This is a genomic window from Paenibacillus planticolens (assembly GCF_013141725.1).
Classification (GTDB): domain Bacteria; phylum Bacillota; class Bacilli; order Paenibacillales; family NBRC-103111; genus Paenibacillus_E; species Paenibacillus_E planticolens.
On sequence record NZ_WHNZ01000012.1, the window covers coordinates 126959 to 146032 of the forward strand.

Consider the following 19074-nt stretch of genomic DNA (forward strand, 5'->3'; position numbering starts at 1 on the left):
ATAAAGCCCTGTAGTTCCCCAATCGCCCCGACATTTTGAGAATACCTTGCGTGTGCAATCTCTTTTGCGAAATCCCCTCTTCTTCTCTGTCTCGCGAATGTAGTTACTGAAACTACAATTTGTCTCAACAGGTACGTTGCAGCAACATTTCCAAGCCATCACACGTTAATCTAAACAAAGCAATCACACGGAGGTCATCCAAATGAAAATACACTTTGTGATATTTTTTGTAATTGCAGTATTGTTGACCGCATGCAAACCCAACGAACAGCCGTCTGCATTAACGAGCAAGAAACTGTATGAGCTTTATCCCGGTGACCTTGCCAAAGTGGATACCATCGAAATCCGCAGCGGGTCAACCGGTGAGCTCAAGACATTTACTGAACCAGACCAAATTCAACCTTGGATCCAAAACGTTCGAGAGATCTCCTTCGTGCCAGATCCGAATCAAGAAGGCCGGGTAGGATTTCTCTTTAGCGTCTCATTTTTTGAGAATAAACAGGTCAAATTCAGCTTCACCACAAACAGCAGCGGCAGTAATTACTATTTGCACAATGAAGAATTAAAAAACAGCATTCAAACTTTATTTGATAGCAAATAGCAGATAAGCATCATCTAAAATGCTAACGCCCAATTGCCTCCACGGAAAATAGGCTCAGTGGAACCATCTTGCAGAACGCCGTCAATCTCAAGATCGGCCGTCCCAATCATGAAATCGACATGAATCAGACTCGTGTTCCCACCATGCGCTTTCAGCTCGTCGTTGGACATAGAAGCGCCATCTTTAATATTAATCGGATAGCAGCTGCCTAAAGCCAAATGACAGGATGCATTCTCATCGATGCCCGTGTTATAAAAAATGCGATCCATATTAGAGATCGGCGAATCATAAGGAACCAGGGCAACTTCACCCAAGTAACGCGCACCTTCGTCCATATCCAATAACCGAGCCAAATGTTCATAACCGACTTCAGCCTTATACTCGACCACTTTTCCATCCTCGAACCTGAAGGAAAACCGATCAACTAACGCTCCATTGATATTGAGCGGCTTCGTGCTGGATACTGTGCCGTGAACGCCTGTCCGTTTCGGCATGGTAAAGACTTCCTCTGTCGGCATATTGGCAACGAATCGAATCCCGCTTTCGTTCGCTTTATCTCCGCCGAGCCAAATATGACCTTCCGGCAGCTCCACACGCAAATCGGTCCCCGCAGCGCGGTATTGAAGAGCTGAATATTGTTTCTCATTCAAAACTTTGCGGACACGCTTCAACTGCTCGATATGTGTTCGCCATGCACTCACTGGGTCATTCTCATACACCCGATTGAACCGGAAAATAGCGTCCCACATCGCATCCACCCGCTCTTCCTCAGGAAGATCCGCATACACTTTGGAAGCCCATGCGACGGTCGGCGCTTTAATCAAGCACCAACTGAATGTGCTTGTTCTTACATATTGTTGATACTTTGAACGTGCAGTCGCCATGGCCTTAGATGCCCTTGATATGATGCTCGAATCAATACCAGCATACAGGTCCGGATCAGGAACTTTAATGTTCAGCAAGGCTCCGCCATTCTCAACAAAACGCTCCAGCATATCTGTGTACCACACGGGATAATAGTCAAGAGCATCGTCATGGGCTGACTCCAACCGGCTGCGCGTAATGACGTCATCCTGCCAATTGACCTGCACATAGTTAGCTCCAGCCTCATAGGCTTTCTTAACGATGAGTCTCGTCAAATCCAAGCATTCCATCGGCGACTCGATCATTAGGTCCTGACCTTTGGTCAAATTAACTCCGATTTTCACTACCAATTCGGCATATTTTTCCAAGTTCACTATAAAGTTATCCATTCGCTGTCTTCTCCTTCGCATGAAAAAGCCCATCAGCTCAGGAAACTCCTGACCACTGACGGGCTTTCGTATCTAATTGTTTAAAACGCCGCAAATTCTCTTAGTACAGGGAAAGATACTGATCTCTTTCCCATTGGTGAACTTGTGTTCTATACATATCCCACTCGATTTCTTTAAGCTCATAGAAGTGAGATAAAGCATGTTCCCCAAGTGTGTCACAAATGACTTCATCACGCACCAGCTCGTCCAAAGCATTTTTCAAATTCAAAGGCAAGCTTGGAATGCCTTGGTTTTCTCTTTCCTCGTCCGTCATCACATAAATATTGCGATCAGTTGGAGGAGGCAGCTGCATTTTGTTCTTAATGCCATCCAGCCCGGCTGCAAGCATGACTGCAAGTGCCAAATACGGATTAGCAGCCGGATCCGGGTTGCGAACTTCTACACGCGTGCTTAAGCCGCGGGAAGCCGGAATACGAATCATCGGACTGCGGTTGCTCGCGGACCATGCTACATAGCAAGGCGCTTCATAACCGGGAACGAGACGTTTATAGGAGTTAACGGTAGGGTTCGTAATCGCCGCAAAAGAACGTGCATGGCGAAGCACACCTGCCATATATTGTCTAGCAACATTACTTAAACCTAACTTATCACTTTCGTCATAAAATGCGTTGACATCGCCTTTGAACAAGGATTGATGACAGTGCATACCGGAACCGTTCATGCCGAACAAAGGCTTAGGCATGAAGGACGCATGCAAACCATGCTGTCTGGCAACGGTTTTGACAACGAGTTTGAACGTTTGGATTTGGTCAGCCGCTTTAATCGCATCTGCGTATTTAAAGTCGATCTCATGCTGACCCGGAGCCACTTCGTGATGGGAAGCTTCGATTTCAAAGCCCATTTCTTCCAGCGTCAACACGATATCACGGCGGCAGTTCTCGCCAAGATCCATCGGTGCCAAATCAAAGTATCCGCCTTGATCGTTAAGCTCCGTCGTTGGATTGCCTTTTTCGTCGGTTTTGAACAGGAAGAACTCAGGTTCAGGACCTACATTCATCGCCGTATAACCCATTTCTTCCGCTTGTTTCAAAGCATTTTTCAAGATGGCGCGCGGATCCCCAGGGAATGGGCGGCCATCCGGCAAGTAGATATCGCAGATTAGGCGGGCAACTTTGCTTTCTGTTACCCACGGGAAAATGACCCAAGTATCCAAATCAGGATACAGGTACATGTCTGACTCTTCAATACGGACATAGCCTTCGATGGAAGAACCATCGAACATCATTTTATTATCCAACGCTTTTTCAAGCTGGCTGAAAGGAATTTCCACGTTTTTGATGCTTCCCATCAAATCAGTAAACTGCAAGCGAATGAAACGAACATTTTCTTCTTTTGCGATACGTAAAATATCTTCTTTGGTATAGTGTCTGTTGTCTGTCACGTTCATTCTCCTCTCATTTTTCAAGCGCTTACGAAATGTTATTTATAGAACCGGGTAAGTTGTCCTTGGATGAGGGAAGGCTGATCAGGACGCTTGCCCCCGCCAATCAACTGCTGCTTAAGCATTTTGTGCAATTGGGTGTCGGTCAATTCTTTACGTTTAACTTCCGTATGCTCATTCAAAATCGTAGCATCTTCCGAATCTTTATCGACTGGGATGAGCACCTGCTTAATCCCCGCGATGTTCACACCTTTTTCAATTAAATCTTTAATTTCAAGAAGTCGTTCAACATCATTAAAGGAGTAGAGTCGTTGATTACCGCCTGTTCTGGCTGGAATAATAAGCTCGTGCTGCTCGTAATATCGAATTTGTCTCGCGGTTAAATCCGTCAGCTTCATGACGATTCCGATGGGGAATAACGCCATATTTCTACGTATATCATCACTCATGCTAATCACTCCTGCAAAGTTAAGTACCTCTCCCCTATTGTACCTTTGCAACAAAAACGTGTCAAGGTGTGTAAGGTTTGTTCACAGTTCTTATTTTTCAAAGCAATTCCTTGTCTACCATATGTTGGATTGCCGTAAGCACACCTAACTTGCAGTGTGAATAGGTGAGACCGCCCTGCATGTACGCGATATACGGCTCCCGGATCGGGGCATCCGCGGACAGCTCCAGGCTGCCGCCTTGAATGAATGTCCCGGCCGCCATAATGACGGGATGCTCGTAGCCGGGCATATCCCACGGCTCCGGCACAACGTGCGAATCCACGGCAGCTGCCTTCTGGATGCCTTGCACGAACGTGATCAAATGATCCGCGGACGTAAAGCGGATCGCTTGGATCAGATCCGTCCGCTGAGCGTCCCAACGCGGATGGCTCTCGAAGCCCAGCTGTTCGAACACGGCTGACGCGAACACAGAGCCTTTGACCGCTTGCCCAACCAGATGCGGGGCAAGGAACAGCCCTTGAAACATGGCGCGCGTCGCACCGAGCATGGCCCCGACCTCGCCCCCGATCCCGGGGGCGGTCAAGCGGTAGGCGGCGAGCTCTACGAGGTCCTGCCGCCCTGCGATATAACCGCCGGATGGGGCAATGCCGCCGCCGGGATTTTTGATCAGCGAGCCGGCCATCAGATCGACGCCAACCTGCGTCGGCTCTTGCACCTCGGTGAACTCGCCATAGCAATTATCGACGAAAACGATAAGGTTAGAGTTTATTTCTTTAACGAATCGGACCATCTCGCCGATTTGCTCCACGGTGAACGACGGCCGCCACGAGTAGCCGCGCGAGCGCTGGATGCCGATCACCTTCGTGTTCGGCTGAATGGCTGCAGCGATCGCAGACCAATCCGGCGCGCCTTCTTCCGTCAAGGCAACTTCGCTGTAGCCAATCCCGAAGTCCTGCAGCGAGCCTGTGCCGTCGCCAGGTTTGCCTATCACCTTATGCAAGGTGTCATAGGGCTTCCCTGTGATGTAAAGCAGATGCTCGCCTGGCCGAAGCACACCGAACAGCGCCGTCCCAATTGTATGCGTACCGGACACAAAATGAGGCCGCACAAGCGCAGCCTCCGCCCCCATCGCATCGGCATACACAAGATCGAGCACCTCTCTGCCGCGATCATTATATCCATAGCCTGTCGATGAGGCGAAATGGTAATCACTTACTTTATGTTTCTGAAAAGCGCTAATCACTTTCCACTGATTAAGATCGATTGTTTTCTCAATATGACGAAAAGCGCTTTCGGCTTGGCGCTCTGCGCTTTCCATCAATGACATGACTTTATCCCCGAATTGCATAATTAATAAATCTCTCCCTCGCTGTCTTGAACCTCTTGCTGCGCCTGCTGGTCGTATGCGACCAATTGATAAGCCACTTTCACATAATCATCTTTGTTGACACGGACTTTGAACAGCATATCCTCGCCGTCTACATCCGTCTCAAGCACATCGCCGATCCGGTACATCAAAGAGATGACGTCTCCTTTGTCAGCCGGAATGCGGAACTCTTTGCTCTCGCCCATGAGCTTCTCTTGAATGGCGATTCGCAGACGTTCCAAGTCATCCGGGTTAAAAGCGCTGATCTTCAGAAATTCTCCTTCCGTCGTCAGCATTTCCCGCTCTTCCTGCGAACAAGCATCAATTTTGTTAAAAATCGTAAGCTGTTCCTTCTGATGGGCACCCAACTCTTCCAAAACTTCACCAACGACGCGCATCTGCTCGTTACGCATATCCGTTGAGCTGTCGACAACATGCAAAATAAGATCCGCTTCATTGGCTTCTTCCAGAGTTGCTCGGAATGAAGCAACGAGATCATGCGGCAAGTTTTGAATAAACCCTACGGTATCCGTCAGCACGATTTCCTTGCCGCTCGGCAATTCCATCGTACGCGAGGTCGGATCTAATGTAGCAAAAAGCTGATTCTCAATATAGACGTCCGCTTGCGTTAATTGTTTCAATAATGTTGACTTCCCGGCGTTCGTATAGCCGACCAGAGCAACTTGGAACACCCCGGTTTTCTTCCGGCGCTCCCGGTGCAAGGTGCGATGGCGAACGACTTCTTCAAGCTGCGCCTTCAACTCGTCTATGCGTCCCCGGATATGCCGGCGGTCTGTCTCCAGCTTGGACTCCCCCGGTCCTCTCGTTCCGATACCGCCGCCAAGTCTGGAAAGGTTTTTCCCCTGACCGGAAAGTCTCGGAAGCAAATAGCTCAGCTGTGCCAGCTCAACCTGGATAATACCTTCACGCGTTTTGGCGCGCTGCGCGAAAATATCCAGAATCAACTGTGTGCGGTCAATAATCTTGACGTCGAGCGCTGCTTCCAGATTGCGGACTTGAGCCCCCGACAGCTCTTGATCGAAAATCGCTGTATTTCCGCCCAGCTCCTCCAGTCTTGCCTTCAGCTCCTCGACTTTTCCTTTGCCGATAAACCATTTGGTGTCCTTCGTCTCTTTATTTTGCGTCATCGTTTCCAAAACCTGCACACCGGCAGTTTCGGCCAGCTTCACTAATTCCTGCAGCGAATACTCGGCTATCGCTTCATTGCGTTTCTGTTTCTGTGTGACCAGACTAACAAGCACAGCGCGGTCATCGATCTCTTTTTCAACCATATGTGAAGTTGTTTTCATTCAATATCGTCTCCTTTGTCTCGCCGTTTCACGATTGAAATCCCTCTAAAATCAACGGATTCCTTCATCATTGTGTAGGAAATGCTTGGGAAAGTCAATTTGCCGGGCAGGAAAATTCAATTATAACAAAGCTCACAAAAAACCAAAAATAAAAAACGATCTAACTTGGAGTAAGTTAAATCGTTTTACACGTTCATTTAAATTTTAGATCTTCAGGCCGTATGGACATTAACTCCGATTTGGAAGGAGCATTCACATATTGGCTAAGCAATCTCACCGCTTGATGCCGCATCGCTTTTTCCAGAATATTGCGGACATACCTCGCATTGCTGAAAGCCCGCCATGTGGCGGCTTTTTCCTCAGATAAATGCTGCTTCAGCTTCATTATTGTTTGCGGCATAAGCACATATTCACGTTCTTTAGCCATAAGCTCCGTAATTTGGATCAATTGTTCAATCGGATAATCCTCAAAATCAATTTGAATCGGGAACCGCGAAGGAAGTCCTGGATTCGTTGCAAGGAATTGCTCCATTTCGTCACTGTAACCGGCAAGAATCAGGATGAAGTCATTCTTCTTATCTTCCATGCCTTTCACAAGCGCATCGATCGATTCCTTGCCGAAGTCTTTATCCCCTCCGCGCGCCAAGCTATAGGCTTCATCAATAAAAAGGATGCCGCCCATCGCTTTTTTCATTAATTCCCTAGTCTTCAGCGCTGTATGCCCGATATATTCACCAACGAGATCCGCGCGTTCCACTTCAATAAAATGCCCCTTGCTCAGCACACCCATCGCGTGAAACATTCGTCCCATGAGCCGGGCTACCGTCGTTTTCCCCGTTCCGGGGCTCCCTTTGAAAATCATATGGTACACATGCGCATTGCTGCTTAAACCGGCTTCAGCGCGAAATTGCGAGATTTGAAGGAGCGCGTAAATTTCATGCACCAATTCTTTGACATTATCAAGGCCTATCAATTGATTCAACTCTTTGAAAATATCCGATAGCGGACCCTCAAGCGGTGTCCTTTTCCCGGTTTGCTGCGGTTCTGCATCGGGCAGCGGCGAAGCATGAATCTGGTCGCCGGCGCCGTCAACTGCGCGCCGATGCTCTGGCTGCCGCAAGACGATGTTGATCTGTCTGGATGGCAAGCTCCGACCACTCATGAGGATCACCTCGTTTACAAGTTGGTTTCGATGGATGGTATCTATCCATCCTACGCTCGTTCCTTGCATTTTAGACCGATCCCAGAAGCTCACACGGACAGAAAAGGCTTCCGAACCATGCCCGGAAGCCATTCTTCTTTATTTTGCGTCTGCGCTGTAGGCTTGAGTGATGGTGTAATGCTCTACCACCGGAAACGGGTTGTAGAAGTGATGCAGCAATTTACGCCATTCCTGATACTCGGCTGAACCCCGGAATCCTTCTGTATGGTCCTCAAGCGTCTCCCATTGGACAAGGAGCAAATATTTATTGCCATCTTCCATACAAGTTTGAAGCTCGTGCGAAATGTATCCTTTCATCGCCGAAATGATGGAAGACGCTTGGCGAAAAGCTGCTTCGAATTCTTCATTTTTACCTGCAATGACAGGGAGAACGGCTACTTCCAATATCATGCTAAATCCCTCCGAATGAAATCAATGTTAGAAACCGAATGCATCATCATCTTCAAAATGAGACGTATCAGCGTGAAGCCGGATGTGCGGCTCCTTATTTACGATTTCTACTAAACTTAAACAGGTAGGTTGAAAATAAGGCGGGTTCCACAGCTCCGAAAGTGCCCTCTTCTCAAAATAAGCCATAATGACTTTCAACGTGACCGTGTGTGAAACAAGAGCAATGGTTTGACCCTCATGGGCTGCTAGCATTCGTTCCAGAGCCGGCAGCACGCGTGCCTGGAGGTCTGAATAAGACTCCCCTTTCACGGTTTGATACTGCTCAGGGTTGCGCCAGAAGGCATGAAAGTTGTCCGGCTCCAGCGCCTCTATTTCATCGGAAATACGCCCTTCCCAGGCGCCTAAATTCATCTCCCGCCACTCATCAGAGGCTTGGATGGCAAGCTCGCGATCGCCTTTAATGATGTGAGCGGTTTGTAAGGTCCTTCCGCTGCTGCTTGCATATAAAGCTTCGAACGAAATCTCCTTCAAAGCATAAGACAACCATAAAGCCTGCTGCTCGCCCAAAGACGACAGCGGTGAATCCAAATGCCCCTGCATACGGCGCTCCACGTTCCAAAGTGTCTCCCCATGCCGGATTAAATAAAGCTTCGTCATCGCCCAATCTCCCCTCCCCTTGTATGTAGCGGCTTATGTTAACATCAGTAAAGCAACGAAGGAATCCATATCCAAAGAACCGAAATAACGTCGAAGTTCAACGTCCGCTAGCCGTTTACGAATGACAGACTCTTCATAACGGGAACCCCGAAGCACGTCTTCCAGTTCAGCGACATCGCCGGCTCCAAAGAAGTCCCCATAAATTTTCATATCCTGAATATGCCCTTCTTCAATCGATAGACGAACATCCAGCTTCCCAACGCCTTCAAAGCGTTTGGAGTTTTGCACAGAACTTTTCGGCGATTTGCCATAGTTCCAATCCCAATTCCCATACCGTTCTTCGGAAATCTGACGGATACGGCGCCAATCCTCCTCCGTAAGCTTGTACGCAGGCACGTCAGCGGGATTCATTCCAAAAATAGAGGAAAGAAGCTTCAAGCGGAAATCCTCGATGGTCAGCGGTTCGTTCAGAAATTCCACAATGTTAGCGACTCTGCTGCGAATCGATTTGATGCCTTTGGATTGGATTTTGTCCGGGCTAACCTTGAGGGCAGAGACGACATGTTCAATCTCAGAGTTGAATAAAAGGGTGCCATGGCTGAACATCCGGCCCTTCGTCGCAAACTGCGCATTGCCGGATATTTTGCGCTCGCCCACTTGAATATCGTTTCGCCCTGTTAAAGCCGCCTCCACCCCAAGCTGGCGAAGGGCTTCCACGACGGGCTCCGTAAACTTTTGAAAATTGTGAAACGAGTTACCATCATCTTTGGTAATGAAGCTAAAATTCAGGTTGCCTAAATCATGATAGACCGCTCCGCCTCCGGAAAGTCTTCTTACGACATGCAGCTTGTGTTCTTTCACATATTCCGGATTGATTTCTTCGAGCGTGTTTTGATTCTTGCCGATAATAATCGACGGTTCGTTTATATAAAAAAGCAAATAGCTTTCCTGATCAGGAAGATGCCTTAACGCATACTCCTCTATCGCCAGATTTATTCGCGGATCTGTTATACCTTCGTTATCTATGAATAGCATGATCAAGCTCCTTCAGTCAGTAAGTTAAATCGTTCGTCATGGTTCTATTAAGAGTAAGCATCCCTAAAGCTTCGTAGAAAGCTATAGCCCCTTCATTAAACTCCCATACGTTAAGCTCGAGCGAGGAAACATTCCGTTCCCGTGCCCATTCCACGGAGGCCATATAGAGAGACTTTCCTATGCCTTGGCGCTGAAAATCCGGCGATACAGCCAATTCGTTCAAATATGCGAATGTGCGCGGAACGAGCGCTTCATATGTGGGGCTTTTCTTCATTTCCAGCATCGCCACGCCAACCGCACGCCCGTCTTTGTCAGCGACCAATATCGCCTTATTCTGCTGGTCGGAAAAGCTGCGATACCAGCCCATCGCGACGACTCGGTCCAATCTCGCAAAACGCTCGGGTAAAGCTGTCGCATGCTCCTCTTGACCGTATCGAATGATGGCATTCACAGCCTCATAATCTTCAGACCGTGCATGGCGTATGATGAAATCCAAGTCCAACCACTCCTGCAACCAATTTGCGTTTTCATTCCGTTGTTTTATAGCTTACAGCAAAGAACAAACTTTTTCCACTTTTATCATTGTATTTTTATTCATATTTTCGTATATTTATTAATATTTATTTCTCGTGATCCGAAAGGAGTTTATGTAAAATGAACGATTCACTCACTTTTTGTAAGGCCATCGAGGCGTTAGCTGCCAACATTTGGCCTGCCGAAATTACAGCATACCTCGATAATTGGCAGCTGCGGGCCACCCGCGGTGTCACTAAACGTGCAAATAGCGTGCTCGCGATCGGCGAGTATCCTCAGCTTGCTAACTGGCTGCCTCATATCGAGCAATTCTATGCCGACAACAGCTTACCCGCCATTTTCCATATTAGCGATGCCTCGCCGCCAGGGCTGGATGCGCTGCTGGATTCGCACGGATATGCGCTGGGCACCCCTTCTCTCGTGATGATTGCGAACTCTCAGGATGCCGCCGCAGCGGCAGCGCAAAAGCTGGTGAAGCGGGACGTTGCTGCCCTTACGGCAGAATGGGTTACCGAAGCGGATGAAGAATGGCTGGACGCCTTTCTCAGGCTGGAATCGTATCACGAGGAACTCAAAGAAAGTTACAAAGGCATCTGCGAGCGGATTTCCGATGCCAAAGGATTTGTAAAAATACGGAAGGGCAAACACATCATCGCCGTTGGCACGGCTGTCGTTCAAGGCGAGTGGGCCGGATTTCTCAATGTCGTTGTGAGCGAGGCGGAGCGCGGTCAAGGGTTGGGGAGCTATTTGATGCAAGCCCTCACGGCTTGGAGTAGGGAGCATGGTGCTGCTCGGCAGTATTTGCAAGTCGTCGCCTCCAATACAGCCGCCGTTTCGTTATACGAAAAACTCGGCTATCAAACTAAATATGGCTATCATTACCGGATTAAGTATGATTTGCGCCCGCTTGCAACATCCTAACTAAGAATTTGTTTAGGATGAAAGGAGCCTGATTTCATGGCTACAGCTACAGAACAGAAACCCGTTTTTCCGCCACAACATCAAAACCAGCAGCCTGGCATTGAGTCGCAGATGAACCCGCTGCCTGAATTTGACAACACGGCCTACAAAGCGGCCGGCAAACTGAAGGATAAGGTCGCGCTAATTACCGGAGGCGATAGCGGCATAGGCCGCGCAATCGCACTCGCCTATGCCAAAGAAGGCGCGGATGTCGTCATCGTCTATTTGAATGAGCATGGCGACGCGGAAGAAACAAAGAAGCACGTCGAGCAGGCTGGACGTAAATGTCTGCATGTCGCAGGCGATATTGGCGACGAGAGCTTTTGCAAGAAGATCATCGATCAGGTTGTTCAACAATTCGGGAAGCTCGATATTCTCGTGAACAATGCCGCCGAGCAGCATCCGCAGCCGAGCATTGAGCAAGTTACGTCCGAGCAACTGGAAAGAACGTTTCGCACCAATATTTTTTCGCTTTTTCATTTAACCAAAGCTGCCCTCCCCCATTTGAAAGCCGGCAGCGCCATTATTAACACAGCCTCCATTACGGCATATCACGGGCACGAGCAGCTCATCGACTATTCCGCAACGAAAGGTGCGATCGTCTCTTTCACACGCTCCCTTTCCCTGCAGTTGAACGCCAAAGGCATTCGCGTGAACGCCGTCGCTCCAGGCCCCATCTGGACGCCGCTGATTCCTTCTACCTTCAAGGAGCAGGAAGTAGCCACATTCGGCTCAACGACGCCGATGAAGCGCGCGGGGCAGCCAAGTGAGCTGGCGGCCAGCTATGTCTTCTTAGCCAGCGAGGATTCATCCTATATGGCGGGTCAGGTGCTTCATGTGAATGGCGGCACGATCGTTAACGGCTAGACGGCAAAACAAAAAAGCATGACCTGTGCGGCCCTTATCCGCATTCAGGTCATGCCTTTCTTCTTCTAGATGCCTGCTTTGAGCAGCACCTTCGTCCATATCCACTTCGTATAGGCAAGCGTTTCTCTGACTTCATGGTAAGGCATGAAAAGCACCTTGGATTTGGTCGATGAAACGAGCGGATCTTTCAATCCAACCGTTTCGGCGATATCTAAGGACCGAGAACCATGGTAAGAGTGCGTCATGATGATGGAGCTCACAAGGCCTTGCTCGTCCATTATTTGCTTAGAGAATAACAAATTCTCATACGTGCTGGTCGCCCGAGGCTCGATCAGAATACTTTTGACGGGAATCCCCTTGTTCACCAAATAATTCCGCATGCCCTCCGCTTCTGTCAGCTTGGAGCCGTTATGATCCAGTCCGCCGCTAACGATCAACTGCTTGAATTTTCCCTGATTATACAAATCTACGGCCAAATCAAGCCGTTCCTGCAAACCGGGACTTGGGATATCTTGGCGCAAGGACGCTCCCAGCACAATGCCGACATCGACCTGCTTAGGCAGCGCTTGATCCGGAGCGACTTGCACCTTCCACTGGATATAAACGATCCAGGCCAGTCCGATAAGGAACACGACGACAATCGTGCGAAACAGGTTGACCAGCGTCCGGTAGAGCCCCGACTTCCGTGCAGGCTTGATTGCTTTTTTCGGTTTCGGGGAAACGGTTCGTTGTTTACGGTTCATATTTGTTTTTGCCGTCATCCGTATACTCCTTATCCAAAAATGCGCTAACTTGACGAAACAACACGGCCGCATCGTCACTATGGCAAATGAGGTGATTGGATCTGGGATGCCAGTGAATCTCCCGTTGACCTCTCACTTTCCTATAAATGTAGCGCGCACTTTGTGGATGAATCACATGATCCCTCTCGGATTGTGCAATCAAAGTAGGAATACTCACCTGACTTAACTCAGGCTTTAATTTGCGAACTAACCGGGTAAACTGCCAAGCGGCACTTAACGGCGTTGATTTGGCTTTGTTAAGCGAAATTTTCCTTTGATATTTCCATTCGTTGCGCATCTCTTCAAGCATACGGCCAGGACTTACATAGATAACAGCTGTGTTCAGTAAAATAAGCCGGCGGACCGGATATCTCACGGATAAATAGGCAGCAAGCAGTCCCCCCATGGAGAAACCCACCATATCGAATTGGCCATAGTCCCGGGTCATCGTTTCCGCATGCTCTTCAGCCGCCTTTACCCAATCTTCCCAGCGGGATGATTTCAATTGGTGATAAGATTCCCCATGCCATGGGAGCTCCGGTACTTTACATAGTTGGCCGCGTTCACGCAAATGCCGGGCTAACGGCTCCACCTCGTAAGGCCCGCCTGTAAATCCGTGGAACAATAAACAGGGCTGTTTCACCCGGCATCCCTCCCATCTTGTACCCCGCTTGTGTGTCGTTACAGCTAATTTATTCTATTTCTCTTTAATTGTGATGGCGTTGATTGTTACTTTTTCTTTAGGTTTGCTTGGTGATGCCTCTCCGCCCATTTCTACCGGCGTATCAGCAATTTTCGCAATTGTTGCCATACCCTCCTGCGTCACTTTCCCGAAAATGGTGTAGTTCGGCATTTGGTTCAAATTCGCGCAGTCAGCACCTGAACAGATAAAAAATTGGCTGCCGTTCGTATTTGGACCGGAATTGGCCATAGCAACAATGCCTGGTTCATATTTGTGCGTTGTTTTGAGCTCATCAGCGAACTTATAGCCAGGTCCGCCCATTCCCGTGCCTTGCGGATCGCCCGTTTGAATCATGAATGATTTGATAATGCGGTGGAACGTCACATTGTTATAGAAGCCTTCTTTGGATAAAAACACAAAGTTGTTAACGGTTTTTGGAGCATCTTTGGCGAAAAGATCAATCGTAAACGAGCCTTTCGACGTCGTGACTTCCGCTTGATACGTTTTGTTCGTATCGATGGTCATGTCAGGCGCTTTGCTCCATTGTTTAGCCGTCGGCGTCGCCCCAGGCGAAGCAGCTGCCGGCGCCGTAGCGCCGCTTTTTGGCGTTGCCGTTCCGCCAGCCGTTTCGGTCGGCTTATTGCCGCAAGCGGAAGCGAGCAGCGTTAGTGCGATCAGTGTGAGCGGCAATAGTTTCTTCGTTTTAGGCAAGTTCATTGTGAATTCCTCCGTCTTATCGTGGGTTCATTTTGGAAACTAAACTTACTGCTGCTTGGGAGCATTGGTCTGGCTCTCATTCTGATTGCCATCCTTCGGTTTATCAACCGGTCCATCTGCCGGCTTATTATTGGTCGGCGTCGGCGTCGGGCTTGGCAGCGTGCTAGGACTCGTATTCGGCTCCGGTTTGCCGGTATTGCCCGGCGATGGCGTCGGCGTAGGCTTCGTACCTGGAGACTGCGTCGGGTTCAACGTATCCTTCCCATTGCCGCCTGGCGGAGGAGTTGGCGACACGCCCGGCGATGGTGTCGGTTTCATTCCTTCCGGAAGTGTTTCATCCTTCGGAATTTCCACAGCTGCTACATTCGACTTGGCACCTTCTACATTCGTGTCTACGCTGAACGGAACCACATAATATTGATACGCTTCCCCGCTGTATACCGACGAATCATTCACGGATGGCACAGGCGATTGCGTCAGCAGCTTGGCATCCGTCTCCTTGGAGCCTTTGCGGTATACATTATAATTTGTCTTATTGTCGCCAAGCGCTGTCCATGTTAGTTTAACAGATTTCTTATCGATCTCATACACGGCCGTAAGATCCGTAATACCGGTTGGTGTTTCGGTTGGCGTAGGCACATTGTCAGGCTTGACAAAGTTCGTGGCAGGACGGCCTTCCAGCGACTTGGACATGATCTCTTTGAAAATAGCGGCCGTGCTTCCGCTGCCGACGGTGACATAGTGCTTCGCATCAACCTTATCGAAGCCCTCCCACACGGCTGCCGTCCATTCCGGCGTATAGCCGACGAACCAGACGTCGCGGTCATATTGCTCGATGCCTTTGATATCCAAACCTGTTGAACCTGTTTTACCTGCGACAGGACGATTGAATTTCGCCTTGGTACCCGTACCGCCCGGCTCTACAACACCTTGAAGAAGAAGCGTCATATAATAAGCCGTTTTCGGCTGAATCACTTGTTTCTTCTCCGGCTTATAAGCGGCGATTTCTTTCCCCTGCGCGTCCGTAATGCGAAGGATGGCATGAGTTTTATTCATAACCCCTTGGTTCGCGAAGGCTGAATAAGCAGTCGCCATTTGCAGAGGGGAAACGCCATCCGTAAGACCGCCAAGAGCGATAGCCAAGTTTCTGTCTTTCTGCGGATTCAGCTGGATGCCCAGCTTTTTGGCAAACTCGATGCCGGTAGTCACGTTGATTTTCTCGAGCAACCAAACTGGAGCCAGGTTGTATGACTTTTTCACCGCTTCAAGCATCGTGACTTGCCCATGCGTTATACGGTCATAGTTGCGTGGAGAATAGGTCCCATTCCCGAATGTGGTTTGCGAATCATCCATCATCGAGTACGGCGTGTAATCCCCGCTCTCCAATGCGGGACCGTATGCGGCGATCGGCTTGAAGGACGAGCCTGGCTGCCTTTTGGAATAAATACGGCTGAATCCTCGCGATTTGTAATCCCTGCCGCCGATCATCGCCATCAAACCGCCTGTTTTATTATCGACAATGACCATGGCGCTTTGAATTTTCTGACCGTCGGTAGCATCTTTCTGGAAAAAGGTCGGATTCGCGTACGTATCCTCCATAATTTTTTGAGCTTTCGGATCCATTGTTGTATAGATGCGGTAACCCTTCGTCAACAATTCATCCTCGTCAATACCGTACATGTCTTCCGCTTCATTCATAACATAATCCACATAGCTGGCATAATCTTTCGTGTTTTGAGCAGACGCTGTCGGCGGTACGTAATCCACAGCGGCAGCTTCTGCGCGCTCGGCTTCCGTAATATAGCCTTGATCCGCCATCAATTTGAGGACGACAGCCCGGCGTTCTTTGGACAGATCCGGATTCGCTAACGGCGAATATCTCGATGGCGCTTTGGGCAAAGCAGCGAGGGTCGCCATTTCCCAGACCTTCAAATCATTTAAATTAGATTTGCCGAAGTATACTTTGGCAGCCGCTTTGATACCATACGCGTTGCTTCCAAAGAAAATACGATTCAAGTAGCGTTCTAGAATTTCATCTTTGGTGTATTTTTCATCCAGCGCAAAAGCGATGGACATCTCCGTTCCTTTGCGGAAGGCGGTTTTCTCAGAGCTGAGGAACACGTTTTTGGCCAACTGCTGGGTAATGGTGCTTCCGCCCTCAACGGCGCTCATATGAATAACGTCTTTGACGAGCGCCCGGCCAATCGACCAGAAGTCGACGCCGGAATGCTGCTCGAACCGGCGATCTTCGGTCGCAATAAACGCCTGCTTCAAGCGCTCGGGAACGTCTTTGATACTCACGCTTTCGCGGTTCTCGCCTTTATAAATTTTGGCAATTTCCTTTGCCTGCTTATCCTTGCCTTCTTCCTGCGCATAAATGAGTGTCGATTCGGTCGTCGTCTCGATTTTATCGATGTTCGTTTCCAGAATCTTAAATCCGTTCATAATAACGACAATATAGATAGCCATTGCACAGATGAATGCCAAAATCGTTGCTATAATAGAACCCAAAATTAATTTGCGGAAACTAAACTTCTTCTTTTTAGAGCCTTTCTTATTGCCTTGCGGTTTCGTCTTGGCATTCGTAGTTGACTGTTTGTTCGTAGGTTTCTCCAAATCCACCGACTCCCTCGTTGTACATTTCTTTATCTATTTACCAACAAAAGAACAACCTTATACAAGGTTGCTCCCACAAGTTTATATTCGGTTAGACGGTTCAGTCCATTAAAAAGTTGCAAAACCAAAGAAGTAAAGGAATATTATTCCGTAGCTTCCGTAGCAGCCATTAGGGAAACGGCACGTTGCGGCGTGAAGGTGGAAATGGCATGCTTGTACACCATTTGTTGACGGCCTTCGCTGTCAATGATGATTGTGAAATTGTCAAAAGCGCGGATCAGCCCTCTGATTTGGAACCCATTCGTTAGATAGACGGTTACGGGAATACTTTCTTTGCGAAGTTGATTTAAAAAATTGTCCTGAATATTGATGGATCGGTTCATCAGTAGGTCCCCCTTAATGGAATGAAACTATCGCCAGACGGCGCTATTTTCTAGTGGTCATATTAGTTAAGTATATTCAATTTTATGTACAAACTTTCCTGCTAGTATATCACTAATCTTCGAGAAATGGGCAGAAAAATTTGCCGGCTCCGTCACATCCACCCATTGGATATCATTCATATGCCGGAACCAGGACAGCTGGCGCTTGGCATAACGGCGTGTATCCCGCTTAAGCAGCGTAACAGCCTCCTCCAGGGTTAGCTCGCCTTCCAGATAGCTGACGATTTCTTTGTAGCCGAGAGCCTGCATGGAAATAGCCTGCTTCGGACAACCCGTATCCAGAATCGATTGAACCTCTTCCACGAGTCCCTCTTGCATCATTGCGTCGATCCGTTCCTCAATACGCTTATATAAGAGAGCGCGGTCCATTGTCAATCCAATGATACATAGTTCGTAAGGAGATTCTTTTTTCTGGGCGGCCAAATGCGATGTCATCGTCTCACCGGAGACATGATAAATTTCCATAGCCCGGATGACCCGTCTGCGGTCATTGGCATGAAGCCGGTCTGCGCTTTCCGGATCAATCTCGCGCAGCTTCAGGTGCAGGGCTTCGTCGCCATATGCTGTGGCGTATGCCTCCTGCTCGAGGCGGAACGCCTCATCCATGCTGACTTCCGTAAATTGGTAATTGTAGCATACGGACTCAATATAAAGCCCTGTACCTCCTACGATAAAAGGAAGCTTTCCACGCGAGTGGATATCAAGAATTAATTGTTTTACCCGCTCTTGAAATTCCGCTGCAGAAAAAGGATAGGAGGGATCATGAATATCGATTAAATGATGTGGAACTAGAAGCTGTTCGGCTTCGCTCGCTTTAGCTGTTCCAATATCCATTCCCCGGTACACCTGCATGGAATCTCCGGAAATAATTTCGCACCCGAACTTCTGTGCGATTTCTAAACTAAGCTTGGTCTTGCCAACTGCCGTGGGACCAAGAAGCACGAGTAATTTCGGCTTGGCTGATGGGGCTAACACAGTCGAATCACTCCATACGTTGTTTTGGTCGTCGATCGTAATACGTGCTCAAATCCGAGACGGGCAAATTCACTGCTGTCGCGATTTTCTTTGAGCACAATGCTTTTGCGTGCAACACGCTTGGCCTCCTCGATAGAAGCCAAAGAGACAGCCTCATCGTTCGCATTCCTTCGGAGATGAGAAATCGCTTGCGATTCTTCAATCGGACTGCGAAACATCGGGTCAAAATAAACAACATCGACACTTTGAGAAGCTAATTGCTTCAAGTAAGCAAGATGATGAAGCTTTCTGACCGCAATGCGCCTCATGGCCTCATTGAGCTCCGCCACCTCCGATTCGTAGAGGGCTAAGCCTTCTTGAATCAGCATGGCCGGAATTTCTTCGCTTTCTATGGCAGTGACACTTCCCTGCGCGCCGACTGCGAAGGAGAACACGATCGAATCTGACGCTAAGCCTGCTGTGCAATCCACGATGACATCGCTAAGAGCCGCACCGGAAGCTTCAATCAGTAAGTCCGATTCGCCTCTGAGCATACGTTTCACGCGAACGAGTGCCATGCTGGGATGGAAAAAAGCAGCAGGATGGTCATCTTCATAGTACCTGATCTCTTCTCTTGTCACAAGCAGAAGGGAATGATCCTTATAATTTTTCCTAAGATGTTCCAAAGAATACTTCCGCCTGGGGACGACTCGACCGCCATATGCTGCGGCCAGCCGCCCTGCTTTCTCTATAATTTCACCCGACGGGTTATACGAAGTCGTTACAATCACGGGA

20 protein-coding genes are annotated in these 19074 nt (G+C 48.7%); 3 read left to right on the top strand and 17 right to left on the bottom strand.

Annotation, left to right across the window (positions count from 1 at the left end; genetic code table 11):
* The first annotated feature begins 202 nt into the window (after positions 1-202).
* Positions 203-601 carry a hypothetical protein gene (locus GC097_RS03420; RefSeq protein WP_171681949.1) on the top strand — a complete coding sequence of 133 codons (399 nt, stop codon included), beginning with the start codon at positions 203-205 and terminating at the stop codon, positions 599-601.
* Between the two features lie 14 nt (positions 602-615).
* Here the strand turns inward: GC097_RS03420 and GC097_RS03425 are convergent, their stop codons facing one another.
* The 10 genes from GC097_RS03425 to GC097_RS03470 all read right to left on the bottom strand — a co-directional run bounded on the left by GC097_RS03425 (position 616) and on the right by GC097_RS03470 (position 10220).
* On the bottom strand, positions 616-1854 hold the full coding sequence (locus GC097_RS03425; RefSeq protein ID WP_171681950.1) for an aminopeptidase: 1239 nt from the start codon (positions 1852-1854) through the stop codon (positions 616-618).
* 100 nt (positions 1855-1954) lie between these two features.
* Entirely contained in the window at positions 1955-3295 is a 1341-nt protein-coding gene (glnA, locus tag GC097_RS03430; protein ID WP_376768358.1) for a type I glutamate--ammonia ligase, read from the bottom strand.
* Between the two features lie 38 nt (positions 3296-3333).
* Positions 3334-3744, bottom strand: coding sequence for a MerR family transcriptional regulator (locus GC097_RS03435; RefSeq protein WP_171681952.1), 411 nt, complete (start codon positions 3742-3744; stop codon positions 3334-3336).
* Positions 3745-3841: 97 nt separating this feature from the next.
* Positions 3842-5062 (bottom strand): methionine gamma-lyase family protein, encoded by a 1221-nt coding sequence (locus GC097_RS03440; RefSeq protein WP_246293950.1) that lies wholly within the window; start codon positions 5060-5062, stop codon positions 3842-3844.
* Between the two features lie 32 nt (positions 5063-5094).
* Positions 5095-6420, bottom strand: a complete 1326-nt coding sequence (gene hflX / locus GC097_RS03445) for a GTPase HflX (RefSeq protein WP_171681954.1) — start codon at positions 6418-6420, stop codon at positions 5095-5097.
* Positions 6421-6613: 193 nt separating this feature from the next.
* Entirely contained in the window at positions 6614-7582 is a 969-nt protein-coding gene (locus GC097_RS03450; protein WP_171681955.1) for an AAA family ATPase, read from the bottom strand.
* Between the two features lie 138 nt (positions 7583-7720).
* Positions 7721-8032, bottom strand: coding sequence for an antibiotic biosynthesis monooxygenase family protein (locus GC097_RS03455; RefSeq protein ID WP_171681956.1), 312 nt, complete (start codon positions 8030-8032; stop codon positions 7721-7723).
* Positions 8033-8059: 27 nt separating this feature from the next.
* Complete coding sequence (locus GC097_RS03460) at positions 8060-8689, bottom strand: histidine phosphatase family protein (protein ID WP_171681957.1); 630 nt, start codon at positions 8687-8689, stop codon at positions 8060-8062.
* A 33-nt stretch (positions 8690-8722) separates the two neighbouring features.
* Positions 8723-9724, bottom strand: coding sequence for a lipoate--protein ligase (gene lplA / locus GC097_RS03465; protein ID WP_171681958.1), 1002 nt, complete (start codon positions 9722-9724; stop codon positions 8723-8725).
* Between the two features lie 16 nt (positions 9725-9740).
* Positions 9741-10220: a GNAT family N-acetyltransferase gene (locus tag GC097_RS03470; protein ID WP_171681959.1), complete on the bottom strand. Its 480-nt coding sequence runs from the start codon at positions 10218-10220 to the stop codon at positions 9741-9743.
* 158 nt (positions 10221-10378) lie between these two features.
* Here GC097_RS03470 and GC097_RS03475 point away from each other — a divergent pair, with 158 nt between their 5' ends.
* Positions 10379-11179 carry a GNAT family N-acetyltransferase gene (locus tag GC097_RS03475; RefSeq protein WP_171681960.1) on the top strand — a complete coding sequence of 267 codons (801 nt, stop codon included), beginning with the start codon at positions 10379-10381 and terminating at the stop codon, positions 11177-11179.
* A 36-nt stretch (positions 11180-11215) separates the two neighbouring features.
* Positions 11216-12085, top strand: a complete 870-nt coding sequence (locus tag GC097_RS03480) for an SDR family oxidoreductase (RefSeq protein WP_171681961.1) — start codon at positions 11216-11218, stop codon at positions 12083-12085.
* Between the two features lie 65 nt (positions 12086-12150).
* Here the strand turns inward: GC097_RS03480 and GC097_RS03485 are convergent, their stop codons facing one another.
* The 7 genes from GC097_RS03485 to GC097_RS03515 all read right to left on the bottom strand — a co-directional run bounded on the left by GC097_RS03485 (position 12151) and on the right by GC097_RS03515 (position 19070).
* Positions 12151-12846 carry a YdcF family protein gene (locus tag GC097_RS03485; RefSeq protein WP_246293926.1) on the bottom strand — a complete coding sequence of 232 codons (696 nt, stop codon included), beginning with the start codon at positions 12844-12846 and terminating at the stop codon, positions 12151-12153.
* The gene (locus tag GC097_RS03490; protein WP_171681962.1) at positions 12818-13510 is read right to left on the bottom strand and encodes an alpha/beta hydrolase; all 693 of its coding nucleotides are present in this window, start codon (positions 13508-13510) and stop codon (positions 12818-12820) included. The genes GC097_RS03485 and GC097_RS03490 overlap by 29 nt, the downstream gene beginning before the upstream one ends.
* A 54-nt stretch (positions 13511-13564) precedes the next feature.
* Positions 13565-14266 carry a peptidylprolyl isomerase gene (locus GC097_RS03495; RefSeq protein ID WP_171681963.1) on the bottom strand — a complete coding sequence of 234 codons (702 nt, stop codon included), beginning with the start codon at positions 14264-14266 and terminating at the stop codon, positions 13565-13567.
* Between the two features lie 45 nt (positions 14267-14311).
* On the bottom strand, positions 14312-16882 hold the full coding sequence (locus GC097_RS03500) for a PBP1A family penicillin-binding protein (protein WP_171681964.1): 2571 nt from the start codon (positions 16880-16882) through the stop codon (positions 14312-14314).
* A 143-nt stretch (positions 16883-17025) separates the two neighbouring features.
* Positions 17026-17265 (bottom strand): RNA chaperone Hfq, encoded by a 240-nt coding sequence (gene hfq, locus GC097_RS03505; RefSeq protein WP_028554442.1) that lies wholly within the window; start codon positions 17263-17265, stop codon positions 17026-17028.
* 66 nt (positions 17266-17331) lie between these two features.
* The gene (miaA, locus tag GC097_RS03510; protein ID WP_171681965.1) at positions 17332-18300 is read right to left on the bottom strand and encodes a tRNA (adenosine(37)-N6)-dimethylallyltransferase MiaA; all 969 of its coding nucleotides are present in this window, start codon (positions 18298-18300) and stop codon (positions 17332-17334) included.
* Entirely contained in the window at positions 18294-19070 is a 777-nt protein-coding gene (locus GC097_RS03515) for a class I SAM-dependent methyltransferase (protein ID WP_171681966.1), read from the bottom strand. Before GC097_RS03515 ends, miaA begins: the two co-directional genes overlap by 7 nt.
* Between the last annotated feature and the right edge of the window lie 4 nt (positions 19071-19074).

Coding starts and splice junctions, on each gene's coding strand:
- GC097_RS03435 (WP_171681952.1), bottom strand. CDS start 3,744: ATGAGTGATGATATACGTAGAAATATGGCGTTATTCCCCATCGGAATC.
- GC097_RS03420 (WP_171681949.1), top strand. CDS start 203: ATGAAAATACACTTTGTGATATTTTTTGTAATTGCAGTATTGTTGACC.
- GC097_RS03450 (WP_171681955.1), bottom strand. CDS start 7,582: ATGAGTGGTCGGAGCTTGCCATCCAGACAGATCAACATCGTCTTGCGG.
- GC097_RS03495 (WP_171681963.1), bottom strand. CDS start 14,266: ATGAACTTGCCTAAAACGAAGAAACTATTGCCGCTCACACTGATCGCA.
- GC097_RS03485 (WP_246293926.1), bottom strand. CDS start 12,846: ATGACGGCAAAAACAAATATGAACCGTAAACAACGAACCGTTTCCCCG.
- GC097_RS03480 (WP_171681961.1), top strand. CDS start 11,216: ATGGCTACAGCTACAGAACAGAAACCCGTTTTTCCGCCACAACATCAA.
- lplA (WP_171681958.1), bottom strand. CDS start 9,724: ATGCTATTCATAGATAACGAAGGTATAACAGATCCGCGAATAAATCTG.
- GC097_RS03440 (WP_246293950.1), bottom strand. CDS start 5,062: ATGGAAAGCGCAGAGCGCCAAGCCGAAAGCGCTTTTCGTCATATTGAG.
- GC097_RS03475 (WP_171681960.1), top strand. CDS start 10,379: ATGAACGATTCACTCACTTTTTGTAAGGCCATCGAGGCGTTAGCTGCC.
- GC097_RS03425 (WP_171681950.1), bottom strand. CDS start 1,854: ATGGATAACTTTATAGTGAACTTGGAAAAATATGCCGAATTGGTAGTG.
- GC097_RS03455 (WP_171681956.1), bottom strand. CDS start 8,032: ATGATATTGGAAGTAGCCGTTCTCCCTGTCATTGCAGGTAAAAATGAA.
- GC097_RS03460 (WP_171681957.1), bottom strand. CDS start 8,689: ATGACGAAGCTTTATTTAATCCGGCATGGGGAGACACTTTGGAACGTG.
- hfq (WP_028554442.1), bottom strand. CDS start 17,265: ATGAACCGATCCATCAATATTCAGGACAATTTTTTAAATCAACTTCGC.
- hflX (WP_171681954.1), bottom strand. CDS start 6,420: ATGAAAACAACTTCACATATGGTTGAAAAAGAGATCGATGACCGCGCT.